At 58.3% G+C, this 21,422-nt stretch carries 17 protein-coding genes and 1 pseudogene; 6 read left to right on the top strand and 12 right to left on the bottom strand.

Annotation, left to right across the window (positions count from 1 at the left end):
• Positions 1–189, bottom strand: a pseudogene (locus tag FN633_RS05350) (transcriptional regulator); the annotation flags it as partial.
• A 636-nt stretch (positions 190–825) separates the two neighbouring features.
• Between FN633_RS05350 and malP the strand changes: the two are divergent.
• Both malP and malQ read left to right on the top strand, forming a co-directional pair.
• Positions 826–3,219, top strand: a complete 2,394-nt coding sequence (gene malP / locus FN633_RS05345) for a maltodextrin phosphorylase (RefSeq protein ID WP_154056998.1) — start codon at positions 826–828, stop codon at positions 3,217–3,219.
• Between the two features lie 8 nt (positions 3,220–3,227).
• Complete coding sequence (gene malQ, locus FN633_RS05340) at positions 3,228–5,315, top strand: 4-alpha-glucanotransferase (protein ID WP_154056997.1); 2,088 nt, start codon at positions 3,228–3,230, stop codon at positions 5,313–5,315.
• 38 nt (positions 5,316–5,353) lie between these two features.
• On the opposite strand, the gene gntT is transcribed toward malQ, so the two are convergent.
• The 3 genes from gntT to gntX form a co-directional block, all read right to left on the bottom strand.
• Positions 5,354–6,670, bottom strand: a complete 1,317-nt coding sequence (gene gntT, locus FN633_RS05335) for a gluconate transporter (RefSeq protein ID WP_154056996.1) — start codon at positions 6,668–6,670, stop codon at positions 5,354–5,356.
• Between the two features lie 225 nt (positions 6,671–6,895).
• Positions 6,896–7,471: a Fe-S biogenesis protein NfuA gene (gene nfuA, locus FN633_RS05330; protein ID WP_144818030.1), complete on the bottom strand. Its 576-nt coding sequence runs from the start codon at positions 7,469–7,471 to the stop codon at positions 6,896–6,898.
• Positions 7,472–7,530: 59 nt separating this feature from the next.
• Positions 7,531–8,214 carry a DNA utilization protein GntX gene (gene gntX / locus FN633_RS05325; protein WP_154056995.1) on the bottom strand — a complete coding sequence of 228 codons (684 nt, stop codon included), beginning with the start codon at positions 8,212–8,214 and terminating at the stop codon, positions 7,531–7,533.
• Positions 8,215–8,251: 37 nt separating this feature from the next.
• On the opposite strand from gntX, the gene bioH reads away from it, so the two are divergent.
• The gene (bioH, locus tag FN633_RS05320; RefSeq protein WP_154056994.1) at positions 8,252–9,049 is read left to right on the top strand and encodes a pimeloyl-ACP methyl ester esterase BioH; all 798 of its coding nucleotides are present in this window, start codon (positions 8,252–8,254) and stop codon (positions 9,047–9,049) included.
• A gap of 67 nt (positions 9,050–9,116) precedes the next feature.
• Positions 9,117–9,386 carry a YdgH/BhsA/McbA-like domain containing protein gene (locus FN633_RS05315; RefSeq protein ID WP_103820330.1) on the top strand — a complete coding sequence of 90 codons (270 nt, stop codon included), beginning with the start codon at positions 9,117–9,119 and terminating at the stop codon, positions 9,384–9,386.
• Positions 9,387–9,440: 54 nt separating this feature from the next.
• Here the strand turns inward: FN633_RS05315 and feoB are convergent, their stop codons facing one another.
• From feoB to greB, 4 genes are all read right to left on the bottom strand, one after another.
• Complete coding sequence (feoB, locus tag FN633_RS05310) at positions 9,441–11,819, bottom strand: Fe(2+) transporter permease subunit FeoB (protein ID WP_154056993.1); 2,379 nt, start codon at positions 11,817–11,819, stop codon at positions 9,441–9,443.
• Between the two features lie 28 nt (positions 11,820–11,847).
• On the bottom strand, positions 11,848–12,075 hold the full coding sequence (gene feoA / locus FN633_RS05305; protein ID WP_072015278.1) for a ferrous iron transporter A: 228 nt from the start codon (positions 12,073–12,075) through the stop codon (positions 11,848–11,850).
• A gap of 211 nt (positions 12,076–12,286) precedes the next feature.
• Entirely contained in the window at positions 12,287–14,617 is a 2,331-nt protein-coding gene (locus tag FN633_RS05300) for a Tex family protein (protein ID WP_154056992.1), read from the bottom strand.
• Positions 14,618–14,710: 93 nt separating this feature from the next.
• Entirely contained in the window at positions 14,711–15,190 is a 480-nt protein-coding gene (gene greB, locus FN633_RS05295) for a transcription elongation factor GreB (RefSeq protein ID WP_154056991.1), read from the bottom strand.
• Between the two features lie 137 nt (positions 15,191–15,327).
• Here greB and ompR point away from each other — a divergent pair, with 137 nt between their 5' ends.
• Together ompR and envZ are read left to right on the top strand one after the other, a co-directional pair.
• Positions 15,328–16,047, top strand: coding sequence for an osmolarity response regulator transcription factor OmpR (gene ompR, locus FN633_RS05290; protein ID WP_042393138.1), 720 nt, complete (start codon positions 15,328–15,330; stop codon positions 16,045–16,047).
• Positions 16,044–17,387: a two-component system sensor histidine kinase EnvZ gene (gene envZ, locus FN633_RS05285; protein WP_154056990.1), complete on the top strand. Its 1,344-nt coding sequence runs from the start codon at positions 16,044–16,046 to the stop codon at positions 17,385–17,387. Before ompR ends, envZ begins: the two co-directional genes overlap by 4 nt.
• 44 nt (positions 17,388–17,431) lie before the next feature.
• Here envZ and pckA read toward each other — a convergent pair whose 3' ends face one another.
• The 4 genes from pckA to yrfG form a co-directional block, all read right to left on the bottom strand.
• On the bottom strand, positions 17,432–19,051 hold the full coding sequence (gene pckA / locus FN633_RS05280) for a phosphoenolpyruvate carboxykinase (ATP) (RefSeq protein WP_154056989.1): 1,620 nt from the start codon (positions 19,049–19,051) through the stop codon (positions 17,432–17,434).
• 356 nt (positions 19,052–19,407) lie between these two features.
• The gene (gene hslO, locus FN633_RS05275) at positions 19,408–20,286 is read right to left on the bottom strand and encodes an Hsp33 family molecular chaperone HslO (protein WP_042393133.1); all 879 of its coding nucleotides are present in this window, start codon (positions 20,284–20,286) and stop codon (positions 19,408–19,410) included.
• 24 nt (positions 20,287–20,310) lie between these two features.
• Positions 20,311–20,712 (bottom strand): ribosome-associated heat shock protein Hsp15, encoded by a 402-nt coding sequence (gene hslR, locus FN633_RS05270; protein ID WP_154056988.1) that lies wholly within the window; start codon positions 20,710–20,712, stop codon positions 20,311–20,313.
• 10 nt (positions 20,713–20,722) lie between these two features.
• Positions 20,723–21,391 (bottom strand): GMP/IMP nucleotidase, encoded by a 669-nt coding sequence (yrfG, locus tag FN633_RS05265; protein ID WP_154056987.1) that lies wholly within the window; start codon positions 21,389–21,391, stop codon positions 20,723–20,725.
• Positions 21,392–21,422: the final 31 nt, after the last annotated feature.

Raw genomic sequence — 21,422 nt, 5'->3', positions numbered from 1 at the left:
CGAGAACCAACCCAGATCGGCTTGACTGGCGGCCCACTGTGAAATAAGCGTCGTTTTGCCATAGCCAGCCGGGCTGGTAACCAGAGCCAAACGAAAATTGTTCGCGCCGGAAAGTTTAGCCAGCAGGCGTTCGCGGACCACAGTATGGTCAAGACGAACCGGGCGACTTAATTTGGACGGAATCAACATAGTTATCACTTCACTGTGAGGGAACGAAGAAAAAGGAATTTTTTTGCGCTTCGTAATTAATGACCAATAAGGTCGGTCAGAATGGATTCTATTGCAAGTTATGTCCGAATTTTACGGCGCTGAATTTGCACCGTGTCACATTTTCATAACCTGGCTGAATAAAACGCCCGACAGGTAGCGAGGGCACGTGGTAACTAGCCTGCGGGCAAATGGAGCAGAATGTAATATTCACTTTTGGCAGAGTTAGATTAGGTTGTTGATATTCAAAATCCATAGGTCAAAAGTGGTAATTAATAGGGCCAGAGGGGGAGGGTTGTTAATATTTGTATCTATGTTTCCCGGCAGAAAACTTAAATTCATGTATGTATATATGAAACACCATTTCATTTCCTTGATCGCCCTCGCGGTTACCTGCCGATAATTTCCTCATACTTTTGCATGCGTTTTTGTCTCGTCTGACCGTTGAATTTTTGAGTAATTCGTCTTTTTACAGCTAACTTTAAGTGGCAGCGGTCACACTTTTGGCTCATCCCTGCGGCTCCTCCTGGGCTTTTCCCTGGCAGGATGAGGAAGTCAGCGTAGGGGCCAGGCAAACTAGCGCTAACGTTGTTTTTACTTACAGGATCCCCCTTTGCTATGTCACAGCCAACCTTTAACAAAGCTCAGTTTACCGCCGCCCTGACGCGTCAGTGGCAGCGTTTTGGTCTCCGTTCCGCCGAAGAGATGACGCCCCACCAGTGGTGGCATGCGGTCAGCGGCGCGCTGGCGGAGCAGCTCGCTGCCCAGGCGGTAGCCAAACCCACAGAGGATCAGCGCCACGTAAACTACATCTCCATGGAGTTTTTGATTGGCCGCCTGACCGGCAACAACCTGCTTAACATGGGCTGGTATCAGGAGGTGAGCGATCTGCTGCAAACGCATAACGTTAATCTCACCGACCTGCTGGAGGAGGAGATCGATCCGGCGCTGGGCAACGGTGGTTTAGGGCGGCTGGCAGCCTGCTTCCTGGACTCGATGGCGACGGTAGGCCAGCCCGCTATCGGCTATGGCCTGAACTATCAGTACGGTCTGTTCCGCCAGTCCTTTGTCGACGGGCAGCAGCAGGAGGCCCCGGACGACTGGCATCGCGGCAGCTACCCCTGGTTCCAGCACAACGCCGCGCTGGACGTGAAGGTCAATCTTGGCGGCAAGGTGAGCCGGGACGGGCGCTGGGAGCCAGCGTTTTCCCTGATCGGCGAGGCGTGGGATCTGCCGGTGCTGGGCTACCGGAACGGCGTGGCGCAGCCTTTGCGACTGTGGCAGGCCAGGCATGCTCACCCGTTTGACCTGACGAAATTTAACGATGGCGATTTCCTGCGTGCCGAACAGCAGGGTATCGACGCCGAAAAGCTGACTAAAGTTCTCTATCCTAACGACAACCACACCGCGGGTAAAAAGCTGCGCCTGATGCAGCAGTATTTCCAGTGCGCCTGCTCGGTAGCGGATATTCTGCGCCGTCACCATCTGGCCGGGCGCAAGCTGGCGGAGCTGCCGGACTACGAAGTGATCCAGCTCAACGATACCCACCCGACCATCGCCATCCCGGAGATGCTGCGCGTGCTGATCGACGAGCATCAGCTGAGCTGGGACGAGGCGTGGTCAATTACCAGCCGCCTGTTTGCCTATACCAACCACACGCTGATGCCGGAGGCGCTGGAGAACTGGCATGAGCGTCTGCTGAAGCCGCTGCTGCCGCGCCATATGCAGATCATCAAAGAGATCAACGACCGCTTTAAAAAGCAGGTAGTAAAAACCTGGCCGGGCAACGAGGCGGTGTGGGCCAAGCTGGCGGTGGTCTATGACGGTCAGGTACGCATGGCTAACCTCTGCGTCGTGAGCGGTTTTGCGGTCAACGGCGTGGCGGCGCTGCACTCGGACCTGGTGGTGAAGGATCTCTTCCCGGAGTATCACCAGCTGTGGCCGAACAAGTTCCATAACGTCACGAACGGCATCACCCCGCGCCGCTGGATCAAGCAGTGCAACCCGGCGCTTGCCGCGCTGCTTGATAAGACGCTGAAGACTGAGTGGGCGAACGATCTCGACCAGCTGCTGGGCCTGGAGAAGTATGCTGACGACGCCAGCTTCCGTCAGCAGTATCGCGCTATCAAGCAGGAGAACAAGACGCAGCTGGTGGAGTTTGTGAAAGCGCGTACCGGGATCGCGATCAACCCTAACGCTATTTTTGATATTCAGATCAAGCGCCTGCATGAGTACAAGCGTCAGCACCTGAATCTGCTGCACATCCTCGCCCTCTACAAAGAGATCCGCGAGAACCCGGAGGCGGACCGCGTGCCGCGCGTCTTCCTGTTTGGGGCCAAAGCTGCGCCGGGCTACTACCTGGCGAAGAACATTATTTTTGCTATCAATAAGGTGGCAGAGGCGATCAACAACGACCCACGCGTGGGCGACAAGCTGAAGGTGGTCTTCCTGCCGGACTACTGCGTCTCGGCGGCCGAGAAGCTGATCCCTGCGGCGGACGTCTCCGAGCAGATCTCTACTGCCGGGAAAGAGGCCTCCGGTACCGGCAACATGAAGCTGGCACTGAACGGCGCGCTCACCGTGGGCACGCTGGATGGGGCAAACGTTGAGATTGCCGAGCAGGTCGGCGAAGAGAATATCTTCATCTTCGGCCATACTGTGGAAGAGGTGAAGGCCCTGAAGGCGAAGGGCTACGATCCGGTTAAATGGCGCAAGAAAGACAAGCTGTTGAATGCGATCCTCAAAGAGCTGGAGAGCGGTAAATACAGCGACGGCGACAAGCATGCGTTCGACCTGATGCTGCACAGCATCGGCAAAGAGGGGGGCGATCCCTACCTGGTTGCCGCTGACTTTGCCGCCTACGTTGAGGCGCAAAAACAGGTCGACGTGCTCTATCGTGACCAGGAGGCGTGGACCCGCGCGGCGATCCTCAATACCGCCCGCTGCGGCATGTTCAGCTCCGATCGCTCAATTCGTGACTATCAAAACCTGATCTGGCAGGCCAAACGCTAAGGAGCGCCATGGAAAGTAAACGTCTGGCTGACGCCGCGCTGGCGGCGGGCATTAGCCCCAACTATATCAACGCCCACGGCAAACCCCAGTCAATTGGAGCCGAAACCAAACGGCGTTTGCTTAACGCAATGCACCCCGCTGCGGCCAAAAAGGCGGCTGCGGCCCCTGTGGCGCAGGTTAAGGTGCTGATCCACGGCAAAAGGCTGTCGTTGCCCGTTGAGGGCAGCGGCGAATTTAGCTGGACGCTCACGACCGAAACGGGCGAGCAGCACCAGGGGACGTTCCGCGACAAGAAGCGGATTACGCTGCCCGCCTCGCTGGCAGAGGGGTATCACACCCTGACCCTGCGCCAGGGTAAAAAGCAGTGGCAGTGCCGGGTGATTGTCGCCCCGCCGCGCTGCTATGAGCCCGAGGCGCTGTTGGAGGGCAAAAAGCTGTGGGGTGCTACCGTACAGCTTTACACCCTGCGCTCGGAGAAAAACTGGGGTATCGGCGACTTCGGCGATCTGAAGGCCATGCTGGTCGAGGTCGGGAAGCGGGGCGGGGCGTTTATCGGCCTCAATCCGGTTCATGCTCTCTATCCGGCGATGCCGGAGAGCGCCAGCCCCTATAGCCCCTCCTCACGGCGCTGGCTTAACGTGCTCTATATCGACGTTAACGCCATAGAGGATTTCCAGCGCAGCGACGAGGCGCAGACGTGGTGGAAGATGGACTCTACCCAGAAAGCGCTCAGTGCGGCGCGCGACAGCGAGTGGGTTGACTATGCCGGCGTCACCGCCCTCAAGCTGGCGGCGCTGAAAATGGCGTGGCGTCTCTTTGCCGATCGAGCGGACGACGACGAGCAGATGGCGGCGTTTCGCGGTTTTGTGCAGCAGCAGGGCGAGGGCCTCTACTGGCAGGCGGCGTTTGATGCTCTGCATGAGCATCAGGTGAAAGAGGATGAGATGCGCTGGGGCTGGCCGGTATGGCCGGAAACCTATCGGCGCACCGACAGCCCGCAGGTAAAAGCCTTCTGTCAGGAGCACGCCGACGAGGTGGATTTCTACCTCTGGCTACAGTGGCTGGCCGCCGTGCAGCTGGCAGAGTGCTGGGAGACCAGCCAGGGCTTTGCGATGCCGATAGGCCTCTACCGCGATCTGGCGGTAGGCGTTGCCGAGGGCGGGTCAGAGACCTGGTGCGACCGCGAGCTGTACTGCCTGGAAGCCTCCGTGGGTGCGCCGCCGGATATTCTTGGACCGCTGGGGCAAAACTGGGGCCTGCCGCCGATGGATCCGCATATCATCACCGCCCGTGGCTATGAGCCGTTTGTTCAGCTCCTGCGGGCCAACATGAAGAGCTGCGGCGCGCTGCGTATCGACCATGTGATGTCGCTCCTGCGCCTGTGGTGGATCCCCTATGGTGAGACGGCGGATCAGGGGGCGTATGTTCACTATCCGGTGGATGACATGCTGGCGATCCTTGCCCTGGAGAGTCAACGCCACAGCTGCATGGTGATTGGTGAAGATCTTGGCACCGTGCCGAAGGAGATCGTCAGCAAGCTGCGCGACAGCGGGGTTTACTCCTACAAGGTGCTCTATTTCGAAAGCGATGATAAAAAGCGGGTGCGTGCCCCTGAGTTATGGCCTGCCCAGTCGATGGCGGTAGCCACGACCCACGACCTGCCGACCCTGCGCGGCTACTGGGAGGCGGACGATCTGACCCTCGGCAAAACCCTCGGACTCTATCCGGACGAAGAGGTGCTGCGTGGGCTGTATGCGGATCGCGAGCGGGCTAAACAGGGCCTGCTGGACGCGCTGCACCAGCACGGCTGTCTGCCGAAAAGCACCGGGCGCAAAGCGGCTCGCATGGCGATGAATGCCACCCTTAATCGGGGTCTGCAACGCTATATTGCCGACAGCAGCAGCGCACTGCTTGGGCTTCAGCCGGAAGACTGGCTGGATATGGCGGATCCGGTCAACGTGCCGGGCACCAGCTACCAGTACAAAAACTGGCGGCGCAAGCTGTCGACGTCGCTGGAGAAGATGTTTGCCGATGAGAAGGTGAACAGGCTGGTGAAGGATCTGGACAAGCGGCGCAAGGCGGCATTGAAGAAGTAAATGATCACCCGGCGGCGCAGCGCCGCCGGGCACATCAACTAAATTACCATTCCCAGCAGCAGACAGCCGATCAGGCCGCACACCGCAATAATGGTCTCCAGCGCCGACCATGACTTCATGGTCTCACCGATGCTCAGGTTGAAATACTCCTTGAACAGCCAGAACCCCGGATCGTTCACGTGGGAGAAGATCACGCTGCCGGAGCCGACGGCGATCACCATCAGCTCAGGGCTGACGCCGGTAGTGGCAATCAGCGGAGCCGCGATGCCGCCAGCGGTGATGGCCGCCACGGTAGCAGAGCCAAGGGCGATACGCAGCACGGCGGCAATAGACCACGCCATAAACAGCGGCGACAGGTTGGTAGAGTGCATCATCGCTGCGATGTATTTATCCACGCCGCTGTCCACCAGCACCTGCTTGAACGCGCCGCCGCCGCCGATAATCAGCAGCATCATGGCAATGATTTTAATCGAGGAGGTGATGGTCTCGGTGATCTGATCCATCGAGCGGCCACGGTTAAGGCCAAAGGTGAAGATCGCGATCAGCACGGCAATCAGCGTTGCCATCACCGGGTCGCCAAAGAACTCGGCGTAGGCAAGCACCGGATGGCCTTTTGGCAGGATCATCTCAGCGACGGCGCGACCGGCCATCAGGATCACCGGTACCAGCGAGGTCCAGACGCTGACGCTAAAGCTTGGCATTTCCGCTTCGGTAAAGGTTTTTGCGTTATAGAGGCCTTCCGGGATCGGCTTATCGATCTTCTTCAGGAAACGCGCATAGACCGGACCGGCCAGGATCACGGTCGGGATAGCCAGCAGCGTACCGTAGAGCAGGGTTTTGCCCATGTCCGCATGGAAGATGGTAGCGATAGCGGTCGGGCCTGGGTGCGGCGGCAGGAAGCCATGGGTCACGGAGAGCGAGGCGGCCATCGGCACACCCACATAGAGCAGCGGCACGCGCGCTTTCGCCGCGATGGTGAACACCAGCGGCAGCAGCAGTACGAAGCCCACCTCATAGAACAGCGCGAAGCCGACGGTAAAACCGGTTAAGACCACTGCCCACTGGATATATTTCTGACCAAACTTGTCAATCAGGGTCGTGGCGATCCGCTGGGCACCGCCGCAGTCCGCCAGCATCTTACCCAGCATGGCACCGAAGCCCATGATCAGGGCGAGGCTGCCGAGGGTCCCGCCAACGCCTGCTTTAATGGAGGCGATAACTTTATCCACCGGCATCCCCTGCATCAGCCCGACGGCAAGCGCCACCAGGATCAATGCAATGAAGCCGTTTAATTTAAAGCGGATCATTAACAGAAGTAATAGAACAACACCGAGAGCAACGATGATAAGTGGCATGGTTTACCTGGCCTTTATGATGTTATGGGTAACGCTTATCTACAAAGTAACTGGCTTATTAAGTAGTTTTAACTGCACAAAGGGATGATACGGGTAACATGCAGGCGAATAGAATCACTTCGGGCGGGTAAATTTAAGAAGTGCGACGTGGGTCATATTATAAAGCGGGGTGAAGAAGCCCGGTCAGCGGAGCGCCACCGGGCAGAACAGCAGAAGGCAGGACGATCAGTAGTAGGAGTGTTCGCCGCGCTGGTGTTCGGTCAGATCGCGCACGCCTTTCAACTCAGGGAACTCGTTCAGCAGCTGCTTCTCGATCCCCTCTTTCAGCGTGACGTCGACCATTGAGCAGCCGTTACAGCCGCCGCCAAACTGCAGAATGGCGTAGCCTTCGTCGGTGATCTCCATCAGCGTAACGCGGCCGCCGTGACCAGCCAGCTGCGGGTTGATCTGCGACTGGAGCAGATACTCAACGCGCTCCATCAGCGGGGCATCGTCAGTCACCTTACGCATTTTGGCGTTGGGTGCCTTCAGCGTTAGCTGGGAGCCCAGCTGGTCAGTAACAAAGTCGATCTCCGCATCTTCCAGATACGGGGCGCTCAGCTCGTCGACGTACGCGGTCAGCAGCGAAAAGGGTAACGCGGTATCCGTTGCTTCCACTGCATCCGGCGGGCAGTAAGAGACGCCGCACTCGGCATTTGGCGTGCCTGGATTGATCACAAATACGCGGATTTGTGTTCCTTCTTCCTGATTTGCCAGCAGTTTGGCAAAGTGCGCCTGAGCTGCGTCGGAAATATGGATCATAGCAATGGCCTAAATAGTTGACTGTTTTACTCGGTTATAATACGCCCATCATCGCGCCTCTACAAGGTTCGACATAGGCACCATACCTGAACAGTCGCCGCGCCGCCCTGCAACAGCAGACGGGTGATCTCCGCAACGGTGCTGCCGGTAGTGACGACATCATCCACAATAGCCATATGGAGGCCGTCGAGCGGCAATTCAAGGCGAAAGGCATTTTTCAAATTGCTTCTTCGTCGGCGAGCGCTGAGAAAATGCTGGGTTAGGGCCGGGCGGATGCGGGTCAGGGTATTGCTGGCGTAGCGGCAGCCCAGCCAGCGCGCCAGCGGGCGGCAGAGCAGATCGCTCTGGTTAAAGCCCCGTTGCCACTGGCGGCGCGAATAGAGCGGCACGCTGACAATCCGGTCCGGCAACGCAAGCTGCGTGGTACGGCGAGCATCAAGAAGGGCGAGCAATTGCAGTCGGGCCAGCGCCGCAGCCAGCTCGGGTCGACGAGAAAACTTCAGCTGGTGGATCAGCAGACTCAGCGGCGGTGCATAAGCGCTGACCGCCACCAGCCTCTGCCACGGCGGCGGCTTTTGCAGGCAGCGGCCGCAGGGCAAAATTGGGCTGGCGGCGGGCAGGCCGCACTGCGGGCATACGCTCTCTGTGAGGCGAACCGTCCGGCGACAGATGGAGCAGATCCCTGAGCGGGGCAGGGCGAGTGGCATTCGGCATAGCCAGCACAAGCCTGGCGCTGTTAGCATACGTACCCTCCTGGATATGAGAAGAGAACAATAGCGGATGAACGACATCTGGTGGCAAACCAAAGGCGAAGGAAATTGTCATCTTGTGCTGCTGCACGGATGGGGACTGAATGCAGAGGTGTGGGATTGCATTACGGCGGAGCTGGCCTCGCATTTTACCCTGCACCTGGTGGATCTGCCAGGCTACGGTCGCAGCACCGGCTTCGGCGCGCTGAGCCTGGCCGAGATGACGGAGATTGTGCTGGCCCACGCGCCAAAACAGGCGATCTGGCTTGGCTGGAGTCTTGGCGGGCTGGTGGCAAGCCAGGCGGCGTTAAGCGCCCCCGACCGCGTTAGCGCCCTGGTGACGGTCGCGTCCTCTCCCTGCTTCAGCGCCGACGGCGATTGGCCGGGCATCAAGCCCGAGGTGCTGTCCGGCTTCCAGCAGCAGCTGAGCGATAACTTTCAGCGCACCGTGGAGCGTTTCCTGGCCCTGCAAACCCTGGGCACGGAGACCGCCCGGGACGATGCCCGGAAGCTGAAGCACGCCGTGCTGGCGCTGCCGATGCCGTCGGTAGAGGTGCTTAATGGCGGGCTAGAGATCCTCAAAACGGCCGATCTGCGCGCGCCGCTGGCAGAGCTGACGCAGCCGTTCCTCCGCCTCTACGGGCGTCTTGACGGGCTGGTCCCGCGCAAAATCGTGCCGTGGCTGGACGCACTGTGGCCGCAGAGTGAGTCGCTGGTGTTTGCCAAGGCGGCGCATGCGCCCTTCATTTCGCATCCTGAGGCCTTTTGCCAGATCCTGGTGGAGTTTACGCAGCCGCTGGCGAAACGGCTGGAACAGACTAAAATTTAAACGTATTTATCTATTTGGCGTTCAACATAAAGCGTAATGGCATCCACTACCGTATGGAGTAAAGGCTATGAAACGTACAGCAGGTATCGTTGTATCTCTGGTTATTGGTGCACTCTCGTTTAGCGTAATGGCTGCGGAAGAGGTGCAGAAAGATAAAATTAAAGAGATGAATCTGACCAAAGTGGGCACCATCAGCACCTCGGATACGTCAGCACCGATGGACGCCCGGGCAGAGCTGGAGAAGAAAGCCGATGAGCTGGGCGGTAAGTACTATGTGATCACCAGCGGGGACAAAATCAGTAAAGACATTCGCGCCACGGCGGATGTCTATAAGTAACCTACGGCAGGCGGGCACTGCGCCCGCCTGTATTCTCTGGCGCAGCATCTGCTGTTAGTGCTGACACGCCTTGCTCTGCGGACAGTTTTTACATTTGCCGCTCAGATATCCCTCCGCTTCCTCTTCAACGTATTCAACGCGTACGACACTGGCCGCCGTTTTGCGGGCTGCCAGCAGGTTGACGTCGATCCGGCTTCTCGCCCGGCGCAGGCCCCCCAGTAGCAGAACGTTAAACAGCACCACCGCCAGAATGCAGATCAGGCTATAACGCGGATGGGCGCTAAAGCTGGCGGTCTGGTAGAAGAGCGTTGCCAGCGAGTAGGCGATATTCAGCCCCCAAAGGATCGAGAAGCCCATCCAGCCGCGGCTGGCTTCGCGGGCGATCGCCCCCATTACCGAGATGCAGGGAATATAGAGCAGGACAAAGATCAGATAGCTGTATGCGGCCGCGGCGCTGCCAAATTTTTCGTCCATCACCCCCATGGTGCCGGTCGCCATCTCCCCGTCGCCTTTGCTGGCTTCAATGGGGTTAGCCAGCACGCTCAGGCTAAAGGTGTCGATCAGGCTCTGCCAGGTCTCGTCCAGGGCTCCGGTCAGTTCATCAGTCAGGCTGAAGGTAGCGGGATCGAACGCCTCCTGCTCGATGTTCTCGGCGGTATAGAGAGTGTTTAGCGTGCCTACCACCACCTCTTTTGCCATCGCACCGGTGAAGAGACCGACGGTGGCCTGCCAGTTATCCTCGTGGACGCCGATGGGCCTAAGCAGCGGGGTAAAGACCCGGCTGACGGCGGCCAGCGCCGAATCGTTGATGGTGGTGGCCGCCGTCCCGCTCAGCGTAAAGCTGTTCAGGGCGCTCAGGAAGATACTGACCACCACGATCACCTTCCCGGCGCGGAGCACAAAGCCCTTCAGCCGCTGCCAGGTCTGGATCGCCAGGCTCTTCAGATGGGGAATGTGGTAGACCGGCAGCTCCATCACAAAAGGCGATGCTTCGCCGCGCATAATGGTGTGCTTGAGCATCAGGCCGGTGAGGATCGCCATCACGATGCCGAGCAGATAGAGAGAGAAGACCGCCAGCGCCCCCTCCTGGCCGAAAAAGGCGGCGGCAAACACGGCGAAGATGGCCAGTCGTGCCCCGCAGGACATAAACGGTGCCATCATAATGGTCATCAGGCGCTCGCGCGGCGCATCAAGAGTGCGCGCCCCCATCACCGACGGCACGTTGCAGCCGAAGCCGACGATCAGCGGAACGAAGGATTTTCCCGGCAGGCCAAGGGACTGCATCAGGCGATCCATCACAAACGCCGCCCGCGCCATGTAGCCTGAGTCCTCAAGGAAAGAGAGGAACAGGTACATCATGCCGATCTGCGGCACCAGCGGCAGGACGGTGTTGATCCCGCCCCCAATCCCCTGGGCCAGGAAGATGGTCAGCCACTGCGGGAAGTGCAGGGTATAACCCAGCCACTGCGTACCATGGATAAATATAGCGACCGAACCGGCGTCGAAAATAGGCGACAGCGCGCCACCGATGTTGATGGCGAGCACGAACATGACGTACATCACCAGCAGAAAGATCGGCAGGCCCAGCACGCGGTTGATGATGAGCCGGTCCATCGCGGCGGTAAAGCGGCTCGGTTCGGCGGTAAGGGTGTTGCTCACCGTGTCGCAAATGGCGGCGATGGTCTGGTAGCGGGCGTCGGCAATGTGCAGGGCCGGATCGTCCATCTCCTCACCGAGGCGCGCCAGCGACGCATCCAGCCTGTGGGCAGCGTCCCCGGCATAGGCGCGGCTGTAGATATCACCCTCCAGCATCTGCAAACCCAGCCAGCGGCGTTGCTGAAGAGGCATATCAGCGGCCATCGCCATCGCCAGCGTTTCGGCTTCGCGCACCAGGGGCTGAGCGTAGTGAACCCGCTCGATATCGCTGTTGCGCTGATGACGATCGATGGCCATTTTCAGCGCCTCAATACCGCGTCCGCGAGTCGAAACCAGCGGTACTACCGGACAGCCAAGTCGTATGGCGAGGGCGTCGATATCGATACGGATCTGCTGCTTCTCGGCAATATCCAGCATGTTCAGCGCGACGATGCAGGGGATGCCCAGCTCCAGCAGCTGCAGCGTCAGGTAGAGGTTACGCTCCAGGTTCGAGGCATCGACGACGTTGATCAGCATATCGGCGTCGCCGCTGAGAATATAGTGGCAGGCGATCTGCTCATCGAGGGAAGTTTGCGACGAGATAGTGGTCAACGAGTAGGTGCCGGGCAGATCGACCAGGGTCACCTGCGCGTCGGTGGTGGTAAAGGAGCCCTCTTTACGCTCGACGGTGACTCCCGCCCAGTTGCCCACGCGCTGACGTGCGCCCGTTAGCTGGTTAAAAAGGGTTGTCTTGCCGGAATTAGGATTACCAATAAGGCCAAGGGTTAATTTTTTCATAATAGCAGACTCATTGCGTAGAGCGCCGTTATTGCGGCAGGGCTTCTACCTCTAATAACGCGAGATCTTTTTTGCGTAATACCAGGCTGACGCGCCGGGTTTGAATATGAATGGGATCGCCCAGAGGGGCGACACGCACCACATTAAATGATGACCCAGGGAGCATGCCCAGGGAGAGCAATTTTTGCCGGTAGGCCGGACTAATTTCACGGGAAAACCCCACGATTTTCCACGCGCTGGCTGGCGAGAAGGACATAGGACCTACTAGATCAATGGTTAAATAATCAACAGCACAATGGTAATGATAATAGTTTTTATCATCAATCATTAAAATGTGTAGGAGTGTTGAATTAGGTAAGAATGACTATTACTTTTGATTTAGCGCAATATTTGCCACAGCGCTTTTAACAGCGAGAATTAATTAATATACGTTGTGGTAACACGGCACATCACGATATGAAAACGCGTTATCGTTTTTTACCCATTGCCGCTGCCAGCGCGTCCATCATCGCGCTGTTGCCTGATGGTTGCGCCTCACGACCACGCGGCTTCGCCTGGCGGGCAGCGGGCTCACGCGGCGCGCTGTTGCTATTGCCGTTGCCGCGACGGGCGTTGCCTTCGCCAGGCTGCTCGTCCAGACGCATGGTCAGGGCGATACGCTTGCGGGGCAGGTCAACCTCCAGCACCTTCACTTTGACAATGTCGCCCGCCTTCACCACCGTATGGGGATCCTCAACGAACTTATTGGCCAGGGAAGAGATGTGCACCAGGCCGTCCTGATGGACACCGATATCCACAAAGGCACCGAAGTTGGTCACGTTGGTGACCGCGCCTTCGAGGATCATTCCCGGCTGCAGGTCGTTCATGGTTTCAACGCCATCGGCAAAGGTAGCGGTTTTAAACTCGGGACGCGGATCGCGGCCGGGTTTCTCCAGCTCTTTGATGATGTCGGTCACCGTCGGCACGCCAAAGCGCTCGTCGGTAAAGTCGGATGCTTTCAGGCCGCGTAGATTGCTGCTGTTGCCCATCAGGTCGCGCAGCGAGTGCTCGGTTGCGGCCAGGATACGTTCGACCACCGGGTAAGCTTCCGGGTGAACGGTGGAGGCATCCAGCGGGTTGTCGCCGTGGTTAATACGCAGGAAGCCTGCGCACTGCTCAAAGGCTTTCGGCCCAAGACGACTCACCTTCAGCAGCTGCTGGCGGTTGTGGAACTGACCGTTCTCGTCGCGCCACGCCACGATGTTTTGCGCCATCATGCGGGTCAGGCCCGCCACGCGAGTCAGCAGCGGCACGGAGGCGGTATTGAGATCGACGCCGACGGCGTTTACGCAGTCTTCTACCACCGCATCCAGTTTACGGGCCAGCTGGGTCTGGCTCACATCGTGCTGGTACTGGCCGACGCCGATGGATTTCGGATCGATCTTCACCAGCTCTGCCAGCGGATCCTGCAGGCGACGGGCAATGGAGACCGCGCCGCGCAGAGAAACGTCAAGACCGGGGAACTCCTGCGCTGCCAGCTCGGAGGCGGAGTAGACGGACGCTCCCGCCTCGCTGACGATCACCTTCTGGCCTTTTACTTGCGGGAACTGCTTCTGCACGTCGAGGTAGAAACGCTCGGTTTCACGGGAAGCGGTACCGTTACCGATCGCCACCAGCTCCACGTTATGTTTTTCGCACAGCGCAGCCACGACGGCGGCGGCTTTCGCTGCCTGGCCGGTGTGGGGATAGATAGTATCGGTCGCCACCAGCTTGCCGGTGCCGTCGACAACCGCCACCTTCACGCCGGTACGCAGGCCAGGATCGAGACCCATGGTCGCGCGCAGCCCGGCAGGGGCCGCCATCAGCAGGTCGTGCAGGTTACGGGCAAATACGTTAATGGCTTCATCTTCGGCGCGCTCGCGCACCGTGCCCATTAGCTCGGTCTCCAGATGCATCAGCACCTTGATGCGCCAGGTCCAGCTCACCACGCCTTTACGCCAGCTATCCGCCGGAGCATTGTTCAGGCGCAGACCCAGATGATCGATAATAATCTGCTCGCAGTGGCTCTCTTTCGGCGGCTCATCAAACTGCGGATCGGCATTCAGCGCCAGCTGCAGCACGCCTTCGTTGCGGCCGCGGAACATCGCCAGCGCGCGGTGGGACGGTACGGTTGAGATCGGCTCATGGTGATCGAAGTAGTCGCGGAACTTCGCGCCCTCCTCCTCTTTGCCCGCGACCACGGTCGACGTCAGGTGGGCGTTTTTCCACAGGTAGTCGCGCACCTTTGCCAGCAGGGCAGCATCTTCAGCAAAGCGCTCCATCAGGATGTAGCGCGCGCCGTCCAGCGCGGCTTTGCTGTCGGCCACGCCTTTATCGGCGTCAATGAACTTCTCCGCTTCGGTTTGCGGATCGTGCGACGGCGTGTCCCACAGCAGATCCGCCAGCGGTGCCAGGCCAGCTTCGATAGCAATCTGCCCGCGAGTGCGGCGTTTCGGTTTGTAGGGTAGATAGAGGTCTTCGAGTTCGGTTTTGCTCAGCGTGCCGGTGATAGCCTTCGCCAGATCGTCGGTCAGTTTACCCTGCTCGCCGATGGACTTCAGGATCGCCTGACGACGCTCCTCCAGCTCCCGCAGGTAGCCCAGGCGGGTCTCCAGGTTACGTAGCTGCGTATCATCCAGCCCGCCGGTGACTTCCTTACGATAACGTGCAATAAACGGCACGGTATTCCCTTCATCAAGCAGGCGAACGGCAGCTTCTACCTGTTCGGCTCTGGCCTGAATATCACCCGCAATAATGCGGCAGAGCGAATCATTCATCATGGCAATTTCATCTAGTGGATCGAGTGGTGGATCGAAAATCAGGGGGATAGTTATACGGACTGGCTGGCAAAAATGCCAGCCGGAGAGGATGCTCTAAGACTCTTTAACGTACGCGATATCGTTGACGTACCAGCTTGCTTCGCCGCCCGGCGTCTGGACGATCGCCAGGTCGCCGACCTCTTTCTTCAGCAGCGCGCGGGCCATCGGCGAGTCGATAGAGATGTAGTCCTTACGACCGAAAATTTCGTCGTAGCCAACGATACGAAAGCGTTTGGTGTCGCCGTCATCGTTCTCGATCTCCACCCACGCGCCAAAGAAGACTTTCCCCTCCTGCTGCGGGGAGTAATCCACTATTTTCAGGTTTTCCAGGCATTTCGTCAGGTATCTGACGCGGCGGTCAATTTCCCGCAGGCGTTTTTTATTATACTGATAGTCAGCATTCTCGCTGCGGTCACCGAGGCTTGCCGCCCAGGTCACCTTTTTCGTGACTTCCGGGCGCTCCTGACGCCAGAGATAGTCCAGCTCCTGTTTAAGCTTGTCGTAACCTTCTCGGGTGATAAGTGGCGTTTTCATCCGGTTTCTGCCTTTAAGCTGCTGTAAAATATGCTTTGTAACAATTTCGACTAGAATGTATACCAGATTTAGCTGGTGGTCGGCGCACACTTTTTTAGAATACGCACTTATTGTCCGAACCTTTGGGAGTACAAACAATGCAAGAGAATTATAAGATTCTGGTCGTCGATGACGATATGCGCCTGCGCGCACTGCTGGAACGTTATCTCACCGAGCAAGGCTTCCAGGTTCGCAGCGTGGCCAACGCAGAACAGATGGATCGCCTGCTTACCCGTGAATCTTTCCACCTGATGGTACTCGACCTGATGCTTCCCGGCGAGGATGGTCTCTCCATCTGTCGCCGCCTGCGTAGCCAGAGCAACCCGATGCCAATCATTATGGTGACGGCGAAAGGGGAAGAGGTTGACCGTATCGTGGGGCTGGAGATCGGCGCGGATGACTACATTCCGAAGCCGTTTAACCCTCGCGAGCTGCTTGCCCGTATCCGTGCGGTGCTGCGTCGCCAGGCCAACGAGCTGCCCGGCGCGCCGTCGCAGGATGAGGCCGTGATTCAGTTTGGCAAATTTAAGCTTAACCTCGGCACCCGTGAAATGTTCCGCGAAGATGAGCCGATGCCGCTCACCAGCGGCGAGTTTGCGGTACTGAAGGCGCTGGTCAGCCATCCGCGTGAGCCGCTCTCCCGCGATAAGCTGATGAACCTGGCGCGCGGCCGCGAATACTCGGCCATGGAGCGCTCCATTGACGTCCAGATCTCCCGCCTGCGCCGCATGGTGGAAGAGGATCCGGCGCACCCGCGCTATATTCAGACCGTTTGGGGTCTGGGCTACGTCTTTGTGCCGGACGGCTCTAAAGCATGAGGCGACTGCGCTTCTCGCCGCGAAGTTCATTTGCCCGCACGCTGCTGCTGATTGTCACCCTGCTGTTTGTCAGCCTGGTGACAACCTATCTGGTGGTGCTGAACTTTGCGATCCTGCCCAGCCTGCAACAGTTTAATAAGGTGTTGGCGTACGAAGTCCGTATGCTGATGACCGACAAGCTGCAGCTGGAGGATGGCACGCAGCTGGTGGTGCCCCCGGCTTTTCGCCGGGAGATTTACCGCGAGCTGGGCATTTCGCTCTACTCGAACGAGGCGGCGGAAGATGCCGGTCTGCGCTGGGCGCAGCACTATGGTTTTTTAAGTCAGCAGATGGCGCAGCAGCTGGGCGGGCCCACGGAAGTGCGCGTTGAGGTAAACAAAAGCTCGCCGGTGGTGTGGCTGAAGACCTGGCTGTCGCCCAACATCTGGGTACGCGTGCCGCTAACCGAGATCCATCAGGGCGACTTCTCGCCGCTGTTCCGTTATACCCTGGCGATTATGCTGCTGGCGATAGGCGGGGCGTGGCTCTTTATACGTATTCAGAACCGGCCGCTGGTGGATCTTGAACACGCGGCACTGAAGGTGGGGAAAGGGCAGATCCCACCCCCGCTGCGCGAGTATGGTGCGTCGGAGGTGCGCTCCGTGACCCGAGCGTTCAACCAGATGGCGGCAGGGGTGAAGCAGCTGGCCGACGACCGTACCCTGCTGATGGCGGGCGTCAGCCACGATCTACGCACGCCGCTGACCCGTATCCGCTTGGCTACGGAGATGATGGGGGAGCAGGATGGCTACCTGGCGGAGTCGATCAACAAGGATATCGAAGAGTGTAACGCCATCATCGAACAGTTTATCGACTATCTGCGCACCGGCCAGGAGATGCCGATGGAGATAGCTGAGCTGAACGCGGTGCTGGGGGAAGTGGTAGCGGCAGAGAGCGGCTACGAGCGTGAAATTGACACTGCACTCTATCCTGAGGAGATCTATCTGCGCATGCATCCGCTGTCGATTAAGCGCGCCATCGCCAATATGGTGGTGAACGCCGCCCGCTACGGCAACGGTTGGATCCGAGTCAGCAGCGGCAGCGAGGCGAACCGCGCCTGGTTCCAGGTCGAGGACGATGGGCCGGGCATCAAGCCCGAGCAGCGCAAGCACCTGTTCCAGCCCTTTGTGCGCGGCGACAGCGCTCGCAGCACCAGCGGCACCGGACTGGGGCTGGCGATCGTGCAGCGTATCGTCGACAACCATAACGGCATGCTGGAGCTCAGCACCAGCGAGCGCGGCGGTCTCTCGATCCGCGCCTGGTTCCCTGTTCCCGTGACCCGTGGCCAGAATAACATGTAAAACCTAGGCCGGGTAAGCGCAGCGCCACCCGGCATTTTACAGGCTTATAATTTTGGGCCTGCACTCACCAACGCCGCACCCGCTGGCGTATCGGTATACTTCTCAAAGTTCTCAATAAACAGCTTCGCTAGCGCGGTGGCTTTCTCCTGCCACTGCTCTGGGGAGGCGTAGGTATTCCGCGGGTCGAGGATCTGCGGATCGACGCCCGGCAGGCTGGTGGGGATCGCCAGATCGAATATGGGCAGCGTAAAGGTGTCAGCCTCATCAATGGATCCGTCGAGAATGGCATCAATAATGGCCCGCGTATCCTTGATAGAGATCCGTTTCCCCGTGCCGTTCCAGCCGGTATTCACCAGATAAGCCTGGGCACCCGCCGCCTGCATCCGTTTAACCAGCACCTCGGCATACTGCGTCGGGTGCAGAGAGAGAAACGCTGCGCCAAAGCAGGCGGAGAAGGTCGGGGTGGGCTCCGTCACGCCGCGCTCGGTACCAGCCAGCTTAGCGGTAAAGCCGGAGAGGAAGTGATACTGCGTCTGGTTGGCGGTGAGGCGCGATACCGGAGGCAGCACGCCAAAGGCGTCGGCGGTCAGGAAAATCACCTTTGTCGCATGGCCTGCTTTTGACACCGGCTTAACGATATTATCGATATGGTAGATAGGGTAGGAGACGCGAGTATTTTCGGTCTTGCTGCCGTCATCAAAATCGATAGTGCCGTCGTCGAGCACGGTAACGTTCTCCAGCAGCGCATCGCGGCGGATAGCATTATAGATATCCGGCTCCGCCTCCCGGGAGAGCTTGATGGTTTTGGCGTAGCAGCCGCCCTCAAAGTTAAACACGCCGTCGTCATCCCAGCCGTGTTCGTCATCGCCAATCAGGCGGCGCTTGGGATCGGTGGAGAGCGTAGTTTTGCCGGTGCCGGAGAGGCCAAAGAACACCGCGACGTCGCCTGCTTTACCGACGTTAGCCGAGCAGTGCATAGAGGCTATCCCCTTGAGCGGCAGCAGGTAGTTCATAATCGAGAACATCCCTTTTTTCATCTCGCCACCGTACCAGGTGCCGCCGATAAGCTGAATGCGCTCGGTCAGGTTAAAGGCGACGAAGTTCTCAGAGTGAAGACCCTGCGCCTTCCACTGTGGATTAGTGCATTTTGCGCCGTTCATGACGATAAAGTCCGGCGTAAAGTCAGCCAGCTCCTCATCTGTCGGGCGGATAAACATGTTCTTCACGAAGTGCGCCTGCCAGGCCACCTCGGTAATAAAACGCACGGCGAGGCGGGTATCGGCATTCGCCCCGCAAAAGGCATCGATAATAAATAGCCGTTTGCCGGAGAGCTGTTGGGTCACCAGGCTTTTCAGCTGCTGCCACACGTCAGGAGAGAGCGGTTTGTTGTCGTTCTTGCCTTTACCTTTATCAGCCCACCACACGGTATCGCGGGTCGTGTCATCGCGGACAATGTACTTATCTTTCGGCGAACGCCCGGTAAACACACCGGTATCAACGGCGACAGCACCTGAATTGGTCAGTATACCCCGCTCAAATCCCTCCAGGTCTGGACGGAGTTCCTCCTGATACAGCGTATCGTAGTCGGGGTTATAGACGATATCCTGCACATCATTGATACCATAAGCCATGAGATCCTGCGGGGTTAAACCGTTAACGCGCATGTCACTGCTCCTTAGCCAATATGTATTGCCTGCGATTGTAGGGTTATTCTGTGGGGGTTAACCGCGACGAGGCTCATAGATTTAGGTATCCAGACACGCCTTCGCTGGTGAAAAAGTGGTTACATGTACCCGCAAGCGAGACAAATTATGGCAGGATTCGTCTCATGCATAGCGAAAATGCTTCACAAAGGGAAAATGCAGGTCAATTTATCGGTAAGATTGTGAGTGTAATCGCTTTCCGGTAACAAAATTACGTAACGGTTACAGGAAATGTATAGCCAGAGCGAATGATACTGCGGGAGGAAGCAGAGAAGAAAACAGCGCGCCGTCGGACGACGCGCTGAGAGGGAGAATAATCAGTGTACCTGCGGATCGGCAGGAGAGGCGTTGTTGCGGATCTCGGCGATATCCATCGCGTTAAACAGATAGTGGCTGCCACAGTAGTCGCAATGCATATCGATTTCACCTTCCTCTGCCAGGATGCTCTCGATCTCCTCATCCGGCAGGGTTTTCAGCGCCCCGGCGCAGCGTTCACGGGAGCAGGTGCACTTGAACTCAACGTCCTGCGGATCGTAGAGCGTCACCTCTTCTTCGTGATACAGACGCCACAGCACGTCGTTGGCTGGCAGGGTAAGCAGCTCTTCCGTTTTGATGGTGTCGGTCAGCGTCGCCAGGTGCTCAAAGTCATTAGAGTCGGTATCCTGGGCTGGCAGCACCTGCAACAGCATACCGCCTGCAGCTGGCTGACCGTCGACCTCGCCGGTACGGATGTAGAGGCGGGTCGGCAGCTGTTCTGAACGCATGAAGTAGTCCTCCAGGCACGCCGCCAGCGTATCGCCTTCCAGACCGACCACGCCCTGATAGCGCTCGCCCTCTTCCGGCGTAATGGTGATCACCAGATAGCCGTTGCCGACCAGCGCTTTCAGATCGGCATCGTCCGCGATCTCATCCTGAACACGCGCCACACCGCGCAGCTGCTGTTTGTTATTGCCGTTGATCACCGCGAGGCTCATCGGGCCATCGCCCTGCAGCTGGACGGTAATGTCTCCGGCAAACTTCAGCGTGGCGGTCAGCAGGCTGGTGGCCACCAGCAGCTCCGCGAGGATATTTTTCACCGGCTGCGGATAGCTGTGGTTTTCAAGGATCTGTCGCAGGCTTTCGGATACCGTTACCAGCTCGCCACGCACAGCGTAGTTTTCAAACAGATAGCGGTGTAATTGGTCGTGTTGGGCCATAATAATCTCTCTGGAGGGCGACGACTACTCGTCATCACCGTATTTAAATTTCATCAGGTCGCGGCGCTCTTTTTTATCCGGGCGGCGCTCCGGGTGCGGCATCGTTAACGCGTTCAGCTTGCGGGCTACCGCCATCTTCTCGCGTTTTTCAATACTTTCAGCCGTCTCTTCATACAGCGCTACTGCCTCGCTTGCCGGACGGCGCTGCTCGGTGATGGCTTTCACCACCACCGTGCGTTCATCATTTCCCTGACGCAGGGTCAGAGTGGCGTTCAGCTCGACGGTTTTCCCCGGCTTGCTGCGTTGCCCGTTGTAGTGCACCTTGCCACCCTCGATCATCTCACGGGCCAGAGCACGGGTTTTGTAAAAGCGCGCCGCCCAGAGCCATTTGTCTAAGCGGACTTCTTGCGCGGGCTTCTCTTTCATCGCATCTCCTTCACTTCAGTGAGGGGATCAGGCGGCGATAGTCGTTGAGTCCAGGATGGCGCTGATAGCGCTTTTCCACCAGCCCGGAGTCAGGGTTGGTGACGCCGAGGCAGTAACGAATACCGAATGCCGCCGCCGCATCCAGAATCGGCTCGCTGTCATCGATAAACAGCGTCTTCTCCGGGTTCAGACCGGTAGCTTCAACAACGGCCTGCCACAGGCGTTGATCCTCTTTCGGATAACCAAATGTGTGGGTAGAAAGTAATAAATCAAGGTGTGCGCCCAGTCCGGTATGCTCAAGCTTCACCGCCAGATTGTGCGGATGCGCGTTCGTGAGCAGAATTCGGCGCTTGCCGCAGGCCTTCAGCGCATCCAGGAAGGGCACGGTATCTTCCCGCATAACGGCACGCGGGCCCTCGGCCGTGGTCATGGCACAAATATCAAGGCCGAGACGTTCGCTCCAGTAGTCCAGACAGTACCAGTTTAGCGTATGCTGCACGGCATGATATTCCGCCTGCATCTGCGCCTGTGCCTGCGACGGCGTCAGGCCGCGTGCAGCACTGAAAGTTTCCGGGACCAGCGTCTGCCAGAAGTAGTTATCAAACGCCAGATCCAGCAGCGTGCCGTCCATATCCAGCAGCACGGTCTCCACGTCCTGCCAGTTGATATCAATATGCATGAGAGACTCCTGCGAGCGGATAAGCGCGACA

It is taken from the genome of Pseudescherichia vulneris (assembly GCF_902164725.1).
In the GTDB taxonomy this organism is placed as follows: domain Bacteria; phylum Pseudomonadota; class Gammaproteobacteria; order Enterobacterales; family Enterobacteriaceae; genus Pseudescherichia; species Pseudescherichia vulneris.
The sequence above is the reverse complement of the archived record's forward strand: the minus strand, read 5'-3'. Positions and strand labels throughout refer to the sequence as shown.